Origin of the sequence: Microcoleus sp. bin48.metabat.b7b8b9.023, assembly GCF_013299185.1 — a bacterium.
Taxonomy (GTDB): Bacteria; Cyanobacteriota; Cyanobacteriia; order Cyanobacteriales; family Microcoleaceae; genus Microcoleus.
In genome coordinates, this window is sequence record NZ_JAAFKG010000005.1 from 92,560 (window position 1) to 110,986 (window position 18,427).

Here is an 18,427-nt window from a genome sequence, read left to right on the forward strand (position 1 = left end):
AATTTGGTGGAGTTGAGCAATTAGGTCAGAAATTAGGAGAAGAGGAAAGAGGAAATCAGCTAAGTTGACCAATCTTGAATTGAAAGCCCTGAAACTTTCTCAAAATCGCGCAAGTTCCTTGTGAGAAGAATTCCATCGCGAGCAAGGGTGATAGAGGCGATTCTCAAATCTTGCGTTCCGATACGAATTCCAGCTTTTCTAAATTCTCGGAAAAGCTCGTCAGCTCTAGAACAATAATCCAAAATATCTAAATCAGAGAACAAAACAAACGTTGCTTTGAGGCGTTCATAAGCTGAGATAACCGTTTGAGGAGTCGTTGCTTTGCGAATTTGAGCCAACCGTCCCCCAAATTGCTCCTCCACACTAATTACGGTGATTGCGAGGTCATGGAAGGAATTTTGTCTGGCTGATAGAATACGATTTCCGATCGTTGGATGCCCCCGTTCGTATAGGCTCAGATGATCCGTATCCATTACATAAAGGGTCATGGTTGGGTCTCTTGAGCATCCACTTGTTGACGGTATGCTGCCACTTCTTCTAAAAAATCTTCAAATGTTGGATCGTTGGCAAATATGCCCAGGTGTTTGAGCCAAGGGTCAGTTTCAGGGTTGGATTGTTGAGAACTAATTTCGATCGTCACAAACTTACCCATCGCCAACTGCAACTCTAGGGCAGTTTTAACCTTCGCGATCGCTTCTTTTTCAGTTTCACCCTCAACCATGACGCTTGGCAGTCCCACAACCGATGCCACAAAGCGCTGTTCTGACGGGTTTTGAACAAAGACCTGATACTGCATTGTCAATCTCCTTGCCTTATTACAAATAACCAATGGGAACTTGAAAGCCCACTGCCTTTAGGCGTGGGAGTGTCAAGCACTTAGTTTCAGGGATCGTCTAATTGATCTGTGGCGATCGCACATTCCCATATCCAAAGTTATATCATGTCGGCCGTCCGCACTGTCCCACTACCGCTAAGGGTTCTCGAATCGATCGCACAGAAACCGCAGACATAGATAGTAGCTTCACCCGATCGCAATCTGCACTCGCCCGATCGGGAAATGTACCCGATCGAATCGCTTCCCATAATGCGATCGTTGCGGGTTCTGGTTCGGTGGCTAATTCTTGTTCTAGAATCTGACAGCAGCGATCGTACTGCTTCAAAGCAGCCGTGCGCCGCCCGCACTGTGCCAAAATCCGCATCAAACATTGATGGGCTGATTCATTCCAGGGTTCTAGTTCAAGCTGCCGTTGAGCGTAATGTTGTGCTTTTTGATAGTTATGCTGGTGTTCGTAGTGTGTGACAAGTGCCATACAGGCGTTGACCACAAATTCGTGGAAGCGTTGGCGATTCAGCATCACCCATGCTTCAAAGGCTTCGCTATCTGGAAGTTGAATTCGATCGAGAAATGCTCCCCGGTACAAACCAACTGCTTGTTCTAAATCAGACACGCATTCTCGATCGAGTTCACCACCGGCATGGGAATGTTCGCTTGCTCGATTAAGAGCGGGATAGCTTCGCCGCGCGTGCAATTGAGTCAATATAGCGACATCAGACGTATGCTCGCCCGCAGGATTAAACTGAATCGTATTGCGCGTGGTGAGAAATAGCGGTGAGTGAACCGTCGAATCTCCTAGCAGATGACGCAGCGTGCATAAGGCTTTGCGAAGATTGCTGCGAGCGTTTGACTCGCACCGATCTGACCACAACAGCGCAGCCAGAGAATCGCGGTGATGGGGATAGCTTGATTCGATCGCTAAATAAGCAAACAGCGCCCGCACTTTCTCATAGGGGAAATTCAGGATTGGCTGCCCGTTCACCATTACTTGCATCTGTCCGAGCAATGCTAACGCTAATCGAGTCATAATATTGTGCCTCTTACAAAAACTTAATTGAGTGAATAGTGTGTGATTTGGGTCACTTTTCCGAACTTAAATTGTGCGTTTGAGTCAGTTATCTTTGCTGGGGATGCCAATTTTAAAATTCTTGCTACACTCTGCATCCTTGGCTTGATTTCAGGCAATCAACCTACTTTTTTTACTGTTGCATGAGTTTTAGAAAATAGTATTAGTATCAGCGGGTTTATTTGACCTGATAAACCCAAGTTAAACGAATGCACTGACAATGCCAGCCAGAAAAAGTCATAAAAAGTCGTATGTATTCATTCAGGAGCATACAAAGTACCCACAGAGGTACTGATGAAAAAGATGATGTTTATAAAATTGCTGAGTTTGGCAAGGGTAGCTAAAACAGTAAAGCCAGAAATTTTTACCAATTCACGATCGATTCACGCTGCTGTGGACGGTGCGTAGACGATGCCTTGTTAGGGTCTACACATCACTGGATTAACAAGAAACAGGAAACCCAACATGGATATTACAGGTACTAACGGCAACAACAATCTGATCGGCTCTTTACAAGCTGATACAATCAGGGGACTTGGAGGAAACGATTTCATTCAAGGTCTTGACGGAGACGATCGCATCTTTGGTGATAACGGTGGTGCAGCCCTGCCGAGCGATGGTAACGACACAATCTTTGCTGGAAACGGAAATGATAACGTCCAGGGTAATGGTGGCAATGACGTACTTTTCGGTGGTACTGGCAACGATGTGTTGAGTGGTGGCCAAGGCAACGATGTCTTGAATGGTGAGGCGGGCTCAGATTTCCTCACGGGGGGATTGGGCGATGACATCTTGAATGGCTTCGGCAATCAATCTGGTGCTCAAGTTGACGATCTTTTAGGTGGAGGTGGTGCAGATACCTATGTGCTTGGCAATTTCTCCACTGCCTTCTACACTGCATCCAGCCAATTCGCGCTGATCCGAGGTTTTGCGCCGGGCGAGGGCGACAAGATTCAGATTAAGGGCAGTCTGTCTCAATACACGGTAAGGAAGGATCGCGATCTTCAACTGGGGGGCAGCGCATTTGACACGGAGATTCTGTTAAACGGAAACCGGATTGCTGTTATTCAAGACACGATCAATGTGCCTAATTCCTCGTTCTTTAGCGTTTAGGAATCTGCTCGAAATAAAGCATCCATAATCGAGTCATGCAGGGTGCATGACGCCATATAACACACCAACATATAGCGTTTTGTAGGGGCAATCCACTCGTGGTTGCCCCTATTTCTTTGATAGTTGCGTCCAGGATTGACCGATTACCAATTGCCGATTACCAATTACCAATTATTACTTGAAATTCTTAACTTTTTAAGCTAATAGCAGTTGCGATCGTCCACGCATCCACCAACAGCAACAACAGCGTACATAAAAGTAAAATAAGATACATCCAAGGCTGAGACAAAGGGCGAACATCTCTAGTATCAATGCCTGTTTTTGCTTGCACTAAACGCACTAATTTAGCAAATCCAGCCACTCGCATCGGTAGCAAATAACCTTCACCCGCATGACTCAAAAAATAATAAACAAGCCCTCCTTGACCGGTCGATCGAGGTTTAAGAGCCTTCACCTCAGTCCAAGGAAGATTCCAACCCCTGCGAAACACGCGCGGAAACCATTTCGGATAGGTAACTTCAATCGCCTCCTCGCTGAGGATTACCCGTTCGCTGAGCACGCCGTAAAGGCCCGCTGCGCCGATCGCAATTGCCGCCCAGAGTGCAGCGGGCGGAACGGGTGCTTTCGTTACTTCCGACAAAAACGGCAACGGAATACTCAGGGCGAAGTACAAACTCAACAGCGTGATTCTAATCAGCGGAGAAAGCCGGAATACTGCCGGCTCAAATACTGGGGGGGAAGATGGCGAAAGTGCGATCGGTTCTGCTGACATGGGTAAACAGTTGACAGTTGACAGTTGACAGTTGACAGCGAAGTGATAAGAATGGAGATTTAAACTCCGTTCTTATCAGAATCTGCCGACCTGAGTAAGGGCTTCAAACCTGCTATTCGGTGAAATTTGATAAGCTGTTTAATGCTATTTTCGCACAACTGTTAGGCTGGTGAACCAAACTCAGGCAAATATGCAAAACATGACTGTATTTGCAGTGTTGAGTGTCGAGCTAAAATTCTATTCAGAAACTTTGATTCTTAACTGTTGAGTTTTTACCGCTTTGCAAGAGTTGGAATCTTGAGTACCCAGTTATCAATTAACTGACAATTTATAACTCAAAACTCACAACTTATATTAATCAACGGCTGTTAATGCGGGTACTGTCAAAGGTTCTGAGATTTCTCGGGATTTGGGGCGGCCGGCCATCATGGTGCGATCGCCCTTACCACCACCTCGCGATCTGTTAGGATTGATTGCAGAATACGGGCCTTCGTTAATCTGCAAGCGATCGCAAGGAATTTTATCCGACAAAATTGCACTGGCCATCATCCCGGTGTGAATTTCCAATGCTGCGGCCCGCATCGCTTCAAAGACTAAACGCTGTCCGGGAAACACCACTCGTTCAAAATACCAGTTAGGAATGTTGCAGATGCGAGCAATCTGAATTTGACTCGTGGCGTTGACGTAGCAGCAGAGAATTTTGCTGTCGGCGTCTGAGGGTACTGGGTCAAGAATTTGAGCCATAAATGCTGAGGGGCTTTGCCTAAAAGTTTTAGTTATCTTCTCAGGCTAACATCTTGCGATCCCGGCCTACTGTAAAGCCGACTACCAACTGAATAACAGATGAGAGACCGATCGCACCTCATACTTGTCTTTACAAAAAAAAATACCAGATTTTTGACTTTTTCCTGCGATTTTAGCTCAAAATACGCTGTATTTGCTCAAAAATTAACTTTTTTCTGCTGCGATCGCCCATCGACACCCACCAGCTCACCCTTAAGCCTCTTAGCAAAATTTAAAAATATTTAATATTAAATTGCGAAAATTAGATTGAATGTAAAGTTATATTAAAAGAATATAAACATAGTTAAAAAAGCTCCACATTAGGATATGACAATCATGGAAAGCCGAGAAAACCGAGTTTTGTACGTTCGCCTCCCTTGCAATCCGATATTCCCGATCGGAGTTGTGTACCTTTCGGATCACGTGCACAAGCTGTTTCCCGATGTCCAACAGCGGATTTTCGACTTAGGCGCGGTGCCCCCGCTGGATTACGCTAAAGGTTTGGATGCGATCGTAGATCAGTTTGGGCCAACGCTGTTAGTTTTTTCTTGGCGGGACATTCAAATTTACGCGCCCGTCGGCGGTAGAGGCGGAAATCCGCTGCAAAATGCCTTCGAGTTTTACTACGCCAAAAATCCCCTAACCAAGTTTCGCGGAGCTCTCGGAGGATTGCGTTTAGCCACCTCCTACTACACCGAACTCTGGCGCAATCTGGGACTGATTAAGCGCGGATTGAAGCGGGCCCGGAAATACCATCCGGAAGCGCGCGCAGTCGTCGGTGGCGGTGCTGTGAGCGTGTTTTACGAGCAGTTGGGCCGCAGCTTGCCGGCCGGGACTGTGGTTTCGGTGGGCGAAGGTGAAGCTTTGCTGGAGAAGTTGATTAAGGGCGAAGATTTGGCGCAGGAAAGGTGTTATGTGGTAGGAGAAACGGTGCCGCGCGATCGACTAATTCACGAAAAGCCAGCCAACATCGAGAAAACTGCCTGCAACTATAACTACATTGAGAGCATTTGGCCAGAATTTTCCTATTATCTACAGGATATGGACTTCTACCTGGGAGTCCAAACCAAGCGCGGCTGTCCTCACAATTGCTGTTACTGCATCTATACGGTGATTGAAGGGAAGCAAGTGCGGATCAATCCGGCGGATGAGGTGGTGGCGGAGATGCGCCAATTGTACGATCGAGGTATCCGCAATTTCTGGTTTACCGACGCGCAATTTATCCCGGCGCGCAAATTCATCGATGATGCGATCGAATTATTGCAAAAAATCATCGCCGACGGGATGACAGACATCCACTGGGCTGCTTACATCCGTGCGGACAATCTCACACCCGAATTGTGCGATTTGATGGTAAAAACGGGAATGAATTACTTTGAAATCGGCATCACCAGCGGTTCCCAGGAACTGGTTCGCAAAATGCGGATGGGCTACAACTTGCGAGTAGTTTTGGAAAATTGCCGCGATTTAAAAGCCGCCGGTTACAACGATGTAGTTTCAGTAAATTATTCATTCAACGTCATTGACGAAACCCTTGAAACCATCCGCCAAACTATTGCCTATCACCGGGAATTAGAGCGGATTTTCGGAGTCGATAAAGTAGAACCAGCGATTTTCTTCATCGGGTTACAGCCGCACACAATTTTAGAAGAATACGCCTTTAAAAAGGATATTCTCCAACCCGGTTACGATCCGATGAGTTTGATGCCTTGGACAGCGCGCAAATTGCTGTGGAATCCGGAACCTTTGGGTTCGTTTTTCGGACAAATTTGTTTAGAAGCTTGGCAGCGAAATTCCAATGATTTCGGCCGCGAAGTGATGGCAATTTTGGAGGAAAAGTTGGGCTGTGCGGATTTGGAAGAAGCTTTGACTGCACCTGTTGAAATCAAAGACAAACAGTTAACTGCTGTTCGTTGAATTCCTGGTTTGTAGTAAGGACTTCAGTCCTTAAAAATTAAGAATGAAAAAACTAAAGTCCTTACTACAAACTTAAAAATAATTATAAATCGGAGTTAAAAGCCATGACATTTATCGACCCCAGGACAGATTTTGCATTTAAAAGAATCTTTGCTTCCGAATCAAGCAAGCCGATTCTCATCAGTTTTTTAAATGCCCTGATTTATCAAGGGAATCCCACGATTCAAGATCTACGAATTCTCGATCCGTATCAAGCCGGAGAAGTTGTGGGATCTAAAGACTCGTATTTAGATGTCAAAGCAACCCTAGATAACGGGACGATCGTGATTATCGAAATGCAAGTTTTGAATGTTAAAGCCTTTGAAAAAAGGATTGCCTACAATGCAGCGAAAGCTTACGGAAATCAACTCACGCGGGGCAAAGGCTACTTCAGTTTAGACCCAGTAATTGCCATCACAATTACGGATTTTATTTTGTTTGAAAACACCAATAAAATTATTTCGCGTTTTTCTTTTAGAGAAGAAGAGGAACATTTTGATTATATCTGTCCGACAATGACGCTAATTTTTGTGGAATTACCAAAATTTAATAAGTCTGTTGATGAGTTAGAATCTCTAGCTGACAAGTGGATTTATTTTATCCGAGAAGCACCAAATTTGGAAATGGTTCCAGAATCGCTGGAAACAACTGCACCGATTCAGCAAGCTTTTGGTATTGCTAATACTGTCAACCTCAGCCGCAAAGAATTAGATCAATTGGAAGCACAGGTGTTTTATCTGCAAGATCAGCAAAGGTCGAGGGAAGAAATGTTAGAAACAGGATTAGAAATGGGTTTGCAGCAGGGTTTGCAGCAGGGTTTGCAGCAGGGTTTGCAGCAGGGTTTGCAGCAGGCTTTGCAGCAGGCTTTGCAGCGTCAAATTAATAGTACGATTCGTTTGCTGGAACGAAAGCTGGGAACTTTGGATGAGTCAATTAAATCTAGAATTGCACAGTTATCTAGCGAGCGAATCGATAGTTTGACAGAAGCTGTGCTTGATTTTAATAGCGCGGACGATTTGGTGAGTTGGTTGCAGGAAATGGGCGATCGATAGTAAAAAATCAGAGTGCGCCTTGCGTATCTTGTCTATAGCATTTTCAATTTCATAAACAGCGATCGCACATTATGCCTTACAGTCAATTCACAATTACTAAAGCTAAAAAAGACTTTCAGTTAACTATCGTGGAGGAAACTCGGTTTTTTCCTGAGGTAGAATCAATTAATCCCAGTCCGAGATTGACTAGCGAATTAGAAGATTTGCCTTGGACGATCGCAGTTGGTTCAGAAAAAGCGAGATCGGAAGCCCTTGTCTACCCAGTTTTGCAAGAAGTCCGCCGCTTGATGAACCGCCAAATCAGTTTATTTTCGGGACGGGAATTCAATGTTGACCCCAGTTGCGATCTCACCGGATACGTCGATTTTTTAATTAGCCGATCGCCCGAACAGCTTACCGTAGAAGCGCCCGCGATCGTAGTTGTGGAAGCAAAAAAAGCCGATTTGAACGAAGGGATCGGTCAATGTATTGCTGAAATGGTAGCAGCACAGCGCTTTAACGAAGCAGCAGAACACCCGATCGCAACTATCTACGGTTGTATCAGCAGCGGCACTCAATGGCGTTTTCTGAAGCTTTCAGGAACGACTGTGGCGATCGACCTTACCGATTATCCGCTGCTTCCCGTGGAAACCATTTTAGGATTCTTGGTGTGGATGGTTCAACAGACTTAGGTAGATTTCACTTATGCACTAAAAAATAGGATTTCGCACGAAACCCAAAGTTTTTAGAACTTGCTTGAAAACCTCGCTGTCAACTAAGAGGGCGGGCACGGGGACACCGCCCCTACCTGTCAACTGTCAACTATCAACTGTCAACTGTTTGTTCAAATATCTTTCAATTAGGACGATCGCCACTATATCATCTACAGGCCGCGGCGGAGTCCGCATTCCCTGGGGAATCAAGCGAGAAAGTCCCGTCGCAGGGTACATTTCCCAGTAACGATCCTTCGCTTCTAGACTGCTGAATCTCTCGTCAATCTGCACAATTTTTATAAAGGGCGACAAACTCTGACTGAGTTTTTGTTTCCAACTTTTAGAAGTTGTTTGGTCTCCCATGACTAATAACTCAATGGGAAACTGTTTGCACAGTGATTGAATGGTAGATATTGCTTCGTCGGACAGCACTACTTGATGGTAGGAGATGTTCTTATCTCTACCCATCACGGCGATGCCGCACTTGTCTTTCCCCGGATCGAAACCTAAAATCATATTTATGAGTCCTGTGTTAATAAGTTTGTAGTTGCGATCGAGCGCCGACAAACTCAATCGCCAACCTATATCTAATCTGATACTTGCATTCTTGACTGTCTCAAAATCTTGGCGGGCGATCGCACTTATTTTGCTTGACTTTTTTGCAGGATTGACATACTATATCATCATAGGAATCCGTGCGGCCATATAAAGCCTAAAATCAGAAACCAGGTTTTTGCCACAATCTTTGCTTCCCCGTTTTAATTTATCGAAAAAACCCAGTTTCTTTGACCCCCGCGCACAAATCAGAAACCAGGTTTTTGCCACAATATTTGCTTCCCAGTTTTGATTTATCGAAAAAACCCGGTTTCTTTCACCCCGCGCAAAAACTCGGTTGCTCTCGCCCTTGTGCGGGCGGTGCGTCGCTGTGAGATTGTCGATGTGATTTGCAAATTGTAGATGGCGACGCACCCTACTATCTAAAGAGTAGAGAAGAGTCCTCACAGGGAAGACAGGGAGGAAGGGACAGCCAAAGCTACCGCAACACGAAAACCCACCATCAGGAGCAAGTTGCCCGCATAGTCGTAGTTACGGAAGGCAGTACGGCAATAGAACGCATTGCGGTACAACGAACCTCCACGCTTGACTCGGTAATCATGTGTTCCAGTTTCCCAAGAACTTCCGTCAGTCGGTGCGCCGTCATAGTTAATGTGCCACTTATCGCTGCACCATTCGCAAAGCTCACCGTGCATATCATAAAGTCCAAAGGGATTCGGAGGAAAACTCCCCACATCCATTGTTTGTGCGCGGTTAAGTCCCTTCGGTTCACCACCGAAGGGATAATTCCCGTTATAATTAGCTAAATCTGTGGTAATTGTCTCGCCAAAATAGAAAGGTGTTGTAGTTCCGGCGCGACAAGCATATTCCCATTCTGCTTCCGAAAGTAAGCGATAAATCTTGCCTGTTTTTTCAGAAAGTTTTCGGCAGAATTCTACAGCATCATGCCAGTTTACACTTTCTACAGGACGTTTTTTACCTTTAAAGCGCGATGGATTATTTCTCATCACTGTTTGCCACTGTGCTTGGGTGATGGGGTATTTTCCTACATAAAAAGTCGGTACTGTTACTTGATGCTGCGGACTTTCACAACTCATTCTACCTGATTCTGTTGCTGGCGAACCCATCATAAATGTGCCACCAGGAATGTAAACCATTTCTAGTACAACTCCATTACCTAAGTCTTCAGGGAAGTAATGAGCAAAAGACTTTATGCGACTGTTTTCTTTTCCTTCAGCATCGACTGTGATGACATCAAATTCAAAATAGTTACGTAAATGTTGCTTTATCTTCTCCTCATTTCTACCTTTCAGCAGTGAATAGACAGCAAATTTCACCTGCATAGATTCATCGTGCTGCAATGCTTGCATTATCAAATCTAAACCTGCTTCTCCATGTTTGAGCGCTTCGGAGAGGGCGGCGATTCTCACTTCGACAATGGGTGAGGCTAATCGGCTTTTAACACCGGGTAAGCCTCCGAGTACCGCTGCATTGATAGGAATTGAATTTTGTCCGCCACGGACGGCATCGTATGCTCTGGGTTCATTTTGATTCTTTGACATTACACCGCACGCTCCTGCATTTTAATTGAGCAAAAATTTCTTCTGTGATGTCAATATCTCAGGGATGGATTCTTGGTTTCTTTCTTTGCCTTCTTAGCTGTGCGGTGCGTCGCTGTGAGATTGTTGGTGGTGCTTCCAGATTTTTGGTGGCGACGCACCCTACTAATTGGGTATGGTGCGTCGCTCGTTTGATTGTTGGTGGTGCTTCCAGATTTTTGGTGGCGATACACTTTACAATTACTATATATATGGGCGCACGGATTCCCATTATTTAATGATATGTCAATAGCGCGAAAAAGTCAAGCAAAATTGTGGTTCGATCGCCCAAAATTTTTAATAAAATTCGATAGATCGCACTTCTTATCTAAGTTTCAAATCTCCCCTAGCTGGCTCTTGTTGTCCGGTGCGGAAAACCACGACTCCGTTTGACAGAGCAACTAAATCTATTTTCAGCGGCCCGGCGATGTATGTGACATCACTGGCGATCGCCCGAACCTCCAACGGTTTATCGTACTGTTGCAGTCGATCGACAAAACCGCCCAAAGTTTCAATCCGATTGTCCGCAACTTGGACTCTACCGCCGACAACACCAATTAACCGAGCGCGAAATTGACAAGCTTCAATCAATTGCTGTAACTGTTCCCGCACCTGTTCGTCGGGCACAGCTACGGGATTGACAGCAACCCCTGCAATCACATCTCCAGCACGGAACACCACTCGATTGATTTCGGCTTCTGCAAATACCTTAATTAGCTTTTCTTGTCGCAGGTAATTAGCGCCGGCGACAATCCGCACTACGTAATCTTGACCGTCTTTGATCTGACTGATTAATTGATCGATTTCCGCTTTAGTAATTTGAATAACTTGCTCTCTTACCTTAGTATTTTCCGGCTGCATCAGTCCGACGGTGGTTTTATTTGCTTCTTGCAAGAGTCGATCGATCGCGCGACTCTCCGTACCCGGTTCTTGTATGCGAACGACGCCAGCAGCTAAAATTTGACCGCGCCTGATTGCAACTGTTCCCTCGCGAATTGCCTGAAAATCGCGTTCCAAAACTTGCATTTGCTGCTGCAATAAAGTTTGTTGCTGTTCGAGTTGAGCTTGTTGCTGTCCCAGGGCTTCCAAGAGTGCTTCCCTCTCGGCAATTACTTTGTCCCGCTCGACAATTATGCGATCGCGCTGGGCGAGATTTTCCGCGCGCTGGGCAATTTCCTTGTCTCGCTCAGCAATTAGCTTGTTGCGATCGACAATTGCCGCATTTCGTTTCGTAATTTCTGCCTCTCGCTCGGCAATTGCTTCGTTTCGCTGGGCAATTTCCTTGTCCCGCTGAGCAATTTGAGTTTTTACCTGCTCTCGCTGCTCGATTAACTGTTGGCGTTCCGCTTGCAGTTGGGCGATTTCCGAGCTCAAAGTCGTTTTTTGACCTGAAACTGTTTTCAATTGGTTCTCAGTGCGATCGAGCTGAGCTCTGGTAGTCGATCGCGCCGTTTCCACCAATTTCAATTGTTCTTCTGTCTGAGATTTAGCCGCTTCCACAGTAGCAAGCTGTTCTTCCGTTTGCGATTTAGCCGCTTCTACCTGACTTAACTGCTGTTCAGTTTTAGACTTGGCTGCTTGCACGCTGTTAAGTTGGGCCCGCAGCGAATTTAATTTTGTTTGCGTCTTGGCTTGCTCGGCATTAGCTGCTTGGAGCGATTGATTAATTTGCTCTAAATTGGCTTTAGCTTGCGCTTGAGCGGCTCTGGCCCCTGCTAATTCAGTTTCAATTCGATTTTTCTCTTGAGTGGCTTGTTTGATTTCTCTGCGGGCGTTGTTGAGTCTTTTTTGAATCTCGTCTATGCTAAAAACTCCGGTTCGCAGCGGCTTGCTGGTAGCAAATAAAATGCCCAGAGTAATGGCTGACAGGATGCTGCCGGCCATCACTGTCACTACAACAGCAGTATCGCGGGGGCGCAGTTTGAATAAACTCAATCTAGCCTTGCCGACTTTCGTCCCAAGGCGATCGCTAACAGTAGCGATCACGCCGCCCAACACTAACATTACAAATACTAAGATGTATCCAGCAGTCATTCCGATTTCTTATTTTAGATTGTGGATTTTGGATTGAATCTAGAATCCAAAATCCAAAATCGTATAATTTCTCGGCATCAAGTGAATTGCTGGCTTAAGGCCACCGGATTGTGAACTGTGATCTTTTTCTTGTGAATCGAGATCATTGTTTCTTGTCTGAGATCCCCCAGCAAGCGAGTCACAGTTACCCGCGTCGAGCCGATCGCCTCGGCGATCGCCTGATGGGACAGCTTCAAATCAATCGTAATCCCATCCGTACTCGGCACCCCAAAATCCCGGCACAGAATCAACAAAAAGCTGACGAGTCTCGATCCCATATCTCGGTGTGCCAGCGTTTCGATCATCATCTCGGTTTGCAAAATCCGAGATGAGAGTCCCCGAAGCATCACCATCGACAATTCCGGGTCTTCCTTGAGCGCTTTCTCCACTTGTTCGATCGGCAGCGAGATCAATTCCACCGGTGTAAAGGCTACCGCGTGGTAAAACCTATCCGATCTGTGTCCCGTAATCAGAGACAGCACCCCAAATACGCTGTTTTCGCGCAGGAGGGCGACTGTAATTTCTTCCCCTGCTTCGTACACCCTGGAGAGCTTCACAGCACCTTTAATGAGAACGTAGACGCGCTCAGCCGGGTCTCCAGGGAAAAAAATTGTCTTGCCCCGTTCAAAATTTTCCACAATGGGTGGAAACGCCCCGCCGCTGATTTGGCGGAACACGGCTGCTAGCGGTCTATCATGTGTCACGACGAGATCCTTTCTACTAACCAATAGTTTTTAACTTGTCGATTAACCTTATTGAGTAAATATACTGCCCAACCTCCAATCTCCAGGGATTCTGTTACTGTCACTTAATGTTAAGGTAAGCACACGCTGTATGATTAAATCTAGCCCTTCTCTTAACTTTTTCAATTCCGCCCCCATGTAGCTCCACAGCAAAATTAATATCAATTGTGTCTCAATTGTGTCTCAATTGTGTCTGAATCAGTTAAATCTGAATCAGTTGTGTCTAAACTGGCGGGGTTGTCGCATACAGCCAACGAGAACGGTGCAAGTTGCTTCTAGAAAAAATACAGATGATAGATTTGACCGGAAAAAATGCTCTTGTTACGGGCATTGCCAACAATCGCTCGATCGCCTGGGGCATCGCCCAGCAGCTCCACAAAGCTGGGGCTAATCTCGGCATAACTTATTTGAAGGACGAAAAAGGCAAGCACGAGCGCAAAGTCGCTGAACTCGTGGAACCGCTCAATCCCAGTCTGTATCTGCCCTGCAATGTCCAAGACGAAAGCGAAATCGAGTCTACTTTTAAAACCATCGCCGACAAATGGGGCAAGTTAGATGTCCTAGTTCACTGTCTGGCTTTTGCCGGTAAGGACGAACTTTCCGGAGATTTCAGCAACACCTCCCGTCAAGGCTTCTCCAATGCTTTGGATATTAGCGCTTACTCCCTGGTACGGCTTTGTGCTGCGGCTAAACCGCTGATGGCAGAAGGCGGCAGTATCATCACGCTAACTTATTTGGGCGGTGTGCGGGTAGTTCCTAATTATAATGTCATGGGAATTGCTAAGGCTGCTTTGGAAATGAATGTTCGGTATCTGGCGGCGGAACTCGGCCCGTTAAATATTCGGGTAAATGCCATTTCTTCAGGCCCGATTCGGACTCTGGCTTCGTCAGCAGTTGGCGGCATTCTGGACATGATCCACCACGTTGAGGAAGTGGCCCCGCTGCGGCGGACGGTAACTCAGCAGGAAGTGGGAAATGCTGCGGCTTTTCTGTGCAGCAATCTATCTAGCGGGATTACGGGTCAAGTTTTGTATGTCGATGCCGGTTACGAAATCATGGGAATGTAACAGTTGACAGTTGACAGTTGACAGTTGACATTTGGTAGGGGCGGTGGATGGTGCGTGCCCGCCCTCTCTTAGTTGTAAGTTGACAGTTGACAGTGGTCAGTGGTCAGTGGTCAGTTGACAGTTGTCAACAGTTAACAGTCAACAGTTATTAGTTAACAGTTAACAGTCAACAGTTAACAGTTAACAGTTAACAGTCAACAGTCAACAGTTAACAGTCAACAGTCAACAGTTAACAGTCAACAGTTGACAGTCAATAACAGTCTTTTGTTCGCTACAAAAGTGTTAATCCCAAATTACTAATTAATTCTAATGAATGACCAATTGCGAATTATGGAAATAATCGATCGCCCTCCTGTACCTCCTCCAAGTTCTAGTAACACAGTCGCCAGGGCCGCCTTGGTGAAGCGCACAACACTGGAAACGGATGTCACTGTCAGCCTCAATATCGACGGTTCGGGAACTTGCAAGGCTTCCACAGGAATTCCGTTTTTAGACCATATGTTGCAGCAGATTGCTTCTCACGGATTGATCGATTTGGACGTGCAGGCGATCGGGGATTTGGCCATTGACGATCACCACACCAACGAAGATGTGGGCATTACCTTAGGTCAAACCTTGGCAAAAGCTGTCGGAGATCGATCGGGAATTTCTCGCTTCGGACACTTCATCGCCCCGCTGGATGAAGCATTAATTGAAGTAGTGCTAGATTTTTCGGGACGGCCTCATTTAAGTTACAACTTAGAAATTCCCACCCAGCGCATCGGCACTTACGACACCGAGTTAGTGAGAGAGTTTTTTGCTGCGGTGGTGAACCACTCTCAAATGACACTGCACGTCAGACAGTTGCAGGGGGGGAATTCCCATCACATTGTCGAAGCCGCGTTTAAGGCATTTGCGCGGGCTGTGCGGATGGCGGTGGCGATCGATCCTCGGCGCGCCAGTCGGATTCCGAGTTCTAAAGGAGTTTTGTAGTTTAGGGGTTTGCAGTGGCGCTTCTGGGCTGCTGCAAACCTGTAAATCAAAATATATCTGCGATGTAGTTAAAAACACCTTGACTTCCCTCGCCGTACTTGCCGATAAATTCAGCGATTAGTCGATCGCTACACCTTTCTATAGCATCAGCAATAGAACTTTGTGCTAAAACTTGACTGGCCGACAGACGCAAAACTTCAAACAGATTTACAGTGAAATCAGTATCTTCACTGACAAAATCCCACAGTTCTCGACCAATTAAAGTAATCATTTCCGAATTGGGCAAAATTTGCTTCAGCAAACCAAGCGTGACAGTCTTATTAGTTCTCTTGCCGTAAGCTATACCAATATAAGCGCGATCGCCCTCCTGAATTTTTTCCTCAATTTTCGCAGCCCAATATACTATCTGGTCTTTATCCATATCATTCGGGCCGCTTTTTACCTGTATCCAGCATTTCTCGCCATCACTGGTAGTTTTAATTGCGTCCCATCCTGACTTACCGGGCGGACTTTCTGCACTTTCCGAGCAAGATATCAATAGTTTTTCAATAAAAAAACCCATTGAAGTAACAATAGACCTAGTGGCAGCCATATAAACATTAAGTCTGACAACTTCTGCTGGAGTATCAAGATTTAACGCCCTAATTAAAAATGGGTTGGGATGAATTTTTTCTAAAGTCAGATTGTCAACCATAGCTAACTGACGCCTTGTAAAGTCCCGACAGATACTAGCTAGAAAATTTTCAGCTATAGTAAGTTGAAGCGAAAGCTTACCTGAAGATGTAAATGCTAAAATGCGTTCTATCTCATCGGGAGTAAATTTAAGAGCTCTTTTGCCAGAAATACTGCTGATACCGTTTCTAAGTGTTTCTGCTGTCAAACTAAGAAATTCTTCTAAATCTGCAAAGTGACTGGCGAAAGAGCGAGACTTGCTGGCTGGCAATCCTACTTCTTTTTCTAAAACAAATGCTAATAATTCATGAAGTTGCTGGGACACTTTTATTTCTCCTAAAATAGGTTTTAAATATCAGTTAATTAAAGAGAGAAAGTTGTTTAATTATTTCTCGCCCTTGCACTCGATCGCCCTTAATTGCCTGACAAAGGTACTTACCGATCGCCTCTGCCAATAATACCGGAACTGCATTCCCAATTTGCCGATATTTAGAAGCAGTCGATCCATAAAAAACCCAATCATCTGGAAACGTTTGAATTCGCGCGCACTCCCTGACACTCAAAGGACGCAATTCATCAGGATGACACATATCTGTAGCCTTTTGATGGGGACTCGTTGTGACAGTAGGTGACGGTTTATCCCATGCCAAGCGCCGATAAAAACCAACTTTGCCGCCTTCAGATTTATAAGCTCCTCCCATTGCTTCTTGCTTTAATTCGCTGGGTAAATCCCTCCAGTTTTGACCTGCTGTTAATAGGCGCAGATACTTGAGGCGACTTTCTGAGTAGTGGGTAAATTCTGGCCCAGAGTCTACTAAATCCTTTAATCCTTCTCTAAGCGTCAGCCATTTTGTTTTTTTACCAGTACCTTTCTGACTGTGAGTTGGCAGCGGCAAAGTAACTGAATCATCACCTTTATAACCAATAAAAATTACTCTTTCTCTAGCTTGAGGAACGCCGTAGTCAGCAGTATTGAGCAGATCGTACACAACTTCATAACCAATGCGTTTCATCTCTGCCAAAATCACTTGTAAAGCAGCACCAGGCATCTCATCAGGTTCTAATTGCGCGCAACCTAAACCTCTACGATCGTGAGGTCGATGTCGAATCGGAGCTGACAGCAATCCCTTAACATTTTCCATGATAAAAAAGCGCGGTTTAATTTCATCCACAATGCGTATGAAATCCATAAATAAGCTGCCGCGCGGATCGCCTACAGACCCCCGTTTTCCGGCTGTACTGAAGGGTTGGCACGGGGGGCCACCAGTCACTAAATCTACTTCGTCAGCGCGCAGAGGTCTATCTAAACCAAAGATTTGTCCGCCTTCTTCTAAGAGAGTTTTGGCGCTGACTTCGCAAATATCTCTCGGTATAGCGCATGGGGATAAGTGAGGACGATTTAGAGAGATTGTTTTGGTAGCATCAGGTTCGATTTCTACTAAACTTACTGTCTGAAATCCTGCTTTTTCTAGACCTAAATCTAAACCGTATGCTCCAGCAAAGAGGCTAATAGTTATCGGTTTGTTCTTAATCAAAGCTTTAAGCCTCAAGACTAGATATTGCTGGAATGAAAATTGTACTTTACTAAAATCCAAAAGCAAGAGCATCAAGCATATGCTTACCCTTCTCCCGCCCGACTTCTTGATATATATCCAAAAGTTCTTCGTAAGCAGTCTCTCCCCCTATAATATTCCAAAACTCATGTCCCATAATGACAGCTTGTTCAAAGGGCGTATACTTCCTGGCCACTGACCATTTATAATCTGAACGATTTGGCCCATAAGGATTGTAAGCCATAGCATAATAAGATTGAGCATCGGGGCGAGACTGCCCGCACAGTAAATGATATCTCAGCAGGCGTTGAATTACCTCCAAACATTGTCCTTTGTTGGGTTTTGACCCTTTAATTTCAAAGAAAAATTTCCTCCCGTCATGGGATAGCACGTACAAATCTGCTTTGACCGATCGCCTCACTAAATGGTTAGTTTTTTGAGCCTCAAGAACAGCTTCTATCATTTTCTCAAAACCAGGTTTAGTTACATTCTTGTCTGCTGACTGTTCAAATAGCGCTATCTGACGCTCAATTTCATTGACAGCCTCTATGCTAACTTCGCCAGAAATTTCATAGCTTCGATGGGCCTCTTTGTGATGTTCCAACGCAATAAGCTTCGCACATTCTTCATAGGTTGTACTCAAGCGGCTGAAACCTATTTCAAACTCGTTAATCCGCAGCAACTCTGACGGGACGATCGCAGCCTGTAGTAGTTCCGATTGTTCTGTAGAGGATGGGGAAGATAAATATGCTGCTGGAATATCAAGTTTTGGTATTAGCCGTCCTCTGTATTCATTGACAAGATTTTCGATGAAAACTTCTAAGTATGCTTTGATTATGACGCGCGTAGTTGAGCTAATGGCTGACATTATTTTACTGCAAATATTCTGTTGACTATACTTGTGATAAAAGAGGAACGAAACACA

At 45.3% G+C, this 18,427-nt stretch carries 19 protein-coding genes; 7 read left to right on the forward strand and 12 right to left on the reverse strand.

All coding sequences use genetic code 11. From position 1 onward, the window contains the following. Positions 1–59: 59 nt before the first annotated feature. From QZW82_RS04890 to QZW82_RS04900, 3 genes are all read right to left on the reverse strand, one after another. The gene (locus QZW82_RS04890) at positions 60–488 is read right to left on the reverse strand and encodes a type II toxin-antitoxin system VapC family toxin (RefSeq protein ID WP_293145439.1); all 429 of its coding nucleotides are present in this window, start codon (positions 486–488) and stop codon (positions 60–62) included. Further along, positions 485–796, reverse strand: coding sequence for a hypothetical protein (locus tag QZW82_RS04895; RefSeq protein WP_293145442.1), 312 nt, complete (start codon positions 794–796; stop codon positions 485–487). The genes QZW82_RS04890 and QZW82_RS04895 overlap by 4 nt, the downstream gene beginning before the upstream one ends. Positions 797–938: 142 nt before the next feature. After that, positions 939–1,862 carry a BTAD domain-containing putative transcriptional regulator gene (locus QZW82_RS04900; RefSeq protein WP_293145445.1) on the reverse strand — a complete coding sequence of 308 codons (924 nt, stop codon included), beginning with the start codon at positions 1,860–1,862 and terminating at the stop codon, positions 939–941. Positions 1,863–2,366: 504 nt separating this feature from the next. Here QZW82_RS04900 and QZW82_RS04905 point away from each other — a divergent pair. Then, positions 2,367–3,014 carry a calcium-binding protein gene (locus QZW82_RS04905; RefSeq protein WP_293145448.1) on the forward strand — a complete coding sequence of 216 codons (648 nt, stop codon included), beginning with the start codon at positions 2,367–2,369 and terminating at the stop codon, positions 3,012–3,014. Between the two features lie 187 nt (positions 3,015–3,201). On the opposite strand, the gene QZW82_RS04910 is transcribed toward QZW82_RS04905, so the two are convergent. Both QZW82_RS04910 and QZW82_RS04915 read right to left on the reverse strand, forming a co-directional pair. Further along, positions 3,202–3,786: a hypothetical protein gene (locus QZW82_RS04910; RefSeq protein ID WP_293145451.1), complete on the reverse strand. Its 585-nt coding sequence runs from the start codon at positions 3,784–3,786 to the stop codon at positions 3,202–3,204. A gap of 354 nt (positions 3,787–4,140) precedes the next feature. Further along, positions 4,141–4,530 (reverse strand): DUF1830 domain-containing protein, encoded by a 390-nt coding sequence (locus QZW82_RS04915; protein WP_293145454.1) that lies wholly within the window; start codon positions 4,528–4,530, stop codon positions 4,141–4,143. Positions 4,531–4,905: 375 nt separating this feature from the next. On the opposite strand from QZW82_RS04915, the gene QZW82_RS04920 reads away from it, so the two are divergent. The 3 genes from QZW82_RS04920 (at position 4,906) to QZW82_RS04930 (ending at position 8,248) form a co-directional block, all read left to right on the forward strand. Beyond that, positions 4,906–6,486 carry a photosystem II high light acclimation radical SAM protein gene (locus QZW82_RS04920; protein ID WP_293145688.1) on the forward strand — a complete coding sequence of 527 codons (1,581 nt, stop codon included), beginning with the start codon at positions 4,906–4,908 and terminating at the stop codon, positions 6,484–6,486. Positions 6,487–6,590: 104 nt separating this feature from the next. Next, positions 6,591–7,577, forward strand: coding sequence for an Rpn family recombination-promoting nuclease/putative transposase (locus QZW82_RS04925; RefSeq protein WP_293145457.1), 987 nt, complete (start codon positions 6,591–6,593; stop codon positions 7,575–7,577). Positions 7,578–7,648: 71 nt separating this feature from the next. Then, on the forward strand, positions 7,649–8,248 hold the full coding sequence (locus QZW82_RS04930; RefSeq protein WP_293145460.1) for a hypothetical protein: 600 nt from the start codon (positions 7,649–7,651) through the stop codon (positions 8,246–8,248). A 126-nt stretch (positions 8,249–8,374) separates the two neighbouring features. Here QZW82_RS04930 and QZW82_RS04935 read toward each other — a convergent pair whose 3' ends face one another. Beyond that, positions 8,375–8,785 carry a pre-16S rRNA-processing nuclease YqgF gene (locus tag QZW82_RS04935; protein ID WP_293145691.1) on the reverse strand — a complete coding sequence of 137 codons (411 nt, stop codon included), beginning with the start codon at positions 8,783–8,785 and terminating at the stop codon, positions 8,375–8,377. A 482-nt stretch (positions 8,786–9,267) separates the two neighbouring features. Beyond that, complete coding sequence (locus QZW82_RS04940) at positions 9,268–10,386, reverse strand: formylglycine-generating enzyme family protein (RefSeq protein WP_293145463.1); 1,119 nt, start codon at positions 10,384–10,386, stop codon at positions 9,268–9,270. 47 nt (positions 10,387–10,433) lie between these two features. On the opposite strand from QZW82_RS04940, the gene QZW82_RS04945 reads away from it, so the two are divergent. Further along, positions 10,434–10,661: a hypothetical protein gene (locus tag QZW82_RS04945; RefSeq protein WP_293145466.1), complete on the forward strand. Its 228-nt coding sequence runs from the start codon at positions 10,434–10,436 to the stop codon at positions 10,659–10,661. A gap of 85 nt (positions 10,662–10,746) precedes the next feature. On the opposite strand, the gene QZW82_RS04950 is transcribed toward QZW82_RS04945, so the two are convergent. Both QZW82_RS04950 and ntcA read right to left on the reverse strand, forming a co-directional pair. Next, complete coding sequence (locus QZW82_RS04950; protein WP_293145469.1) at positions 10,747–12,456, reverse strand: DUF3084 domain-containing protein; 1,710 nt, start codon at positions 12,454–12,456, stop codon at positions 10,747–10,749. 77 nt (positions 12,457–12,533) lie between these two features. Further along, positions 12,534–13,199 (reverse strand): global nitrogen regulator NtcA, encoded by a 666-nt coding sequence (gene ntcA / locus QZW82_RS04955; protein WP_293145473.1) that lies wholly within the window; start codon positions 13,197–13,199, stop codon positions 12,534–12,536. Positions 13,200–13,528: 329 nt separating this feature from the next. On the opposite strand from ntcA, the gene fabI reads away from it, so the two are divergent. Together fabI and hisB are read left to right on the forward strand one after the other, a co-directional pair. Then, positions 13,529–14,305, forward strand: a complete 777-nt coding sequence (gene fabI, locus QZW82_RS04960; RefSeq protein ID WP_293130545.1) for an enoyl-ACP reductase FabI — start codon at positions 13,529–13,531, stop codon at positions 14,303–14,305. A gap of 309 nt (positions 14,306–14,614) precedes the next feature. Then, positions 14,615–15,277, forward strand: coding sequence for an imidazoleglycerol-phosphate dehydratase HisB (hisB, locus tag QZW82_RS04965; protein WP_366664970.1), 663 nt, complete (start codon positions 14,615–14,617; stop codon positions 15,275–15,277). A gap of 46 nt (positions 15,278–15,323) precedes the next feature. Here the strand turns inward: hisB and QZW82_RS04970 are convergent, their stop codons facing one another. Genes QZW82_RS04970 through QZW82_RS04980 form a run of 3 tightly spaced genes read right to left on the reverse strand, consistent with a single transcriptional unit; the run spans position 15,324 to position 18,370 of the window. Continuing rightward, positions 15,324–16,274, reverse strand: coding sequence for a PmeII family type II restriction endonuclease (locus QZW82_RS04970; RefSeq protein ID WP_293145475.1), 951 nt, complete (start codon positions 16,272–16,274; stop codon positions 15,324–15,326). 34 nt (positions 16,275–16,308) lie between these two features. Further along, positions 16,309–17,484: a DNA cytosine methyltransferase gene (locus QZW82_RS04975; protein ID WP_293145477.1), complete on the reverse strand. Its 1,176-nt coding sequence runs from the start codon at positions 17,482–17,484 to the stop codon at positions 16,309–16,311. A gap of 49 nt (positions 17,485–17,533) precedes the next feature. Beyond that, positions 17,534–18,370: a TdeIII family type II restriction endonuclease gene (locus tag QZW82_RS04980; protein WP_293145479.1), complete on the reverse strand. Its 837-nt coding sequence runs from the start codon at positions 18,368–18,370 to the stop codon at positions 17,534–17,536. Between the last annotated feature and the right edge of the window lie 57 nt (positions 18,371–18,427).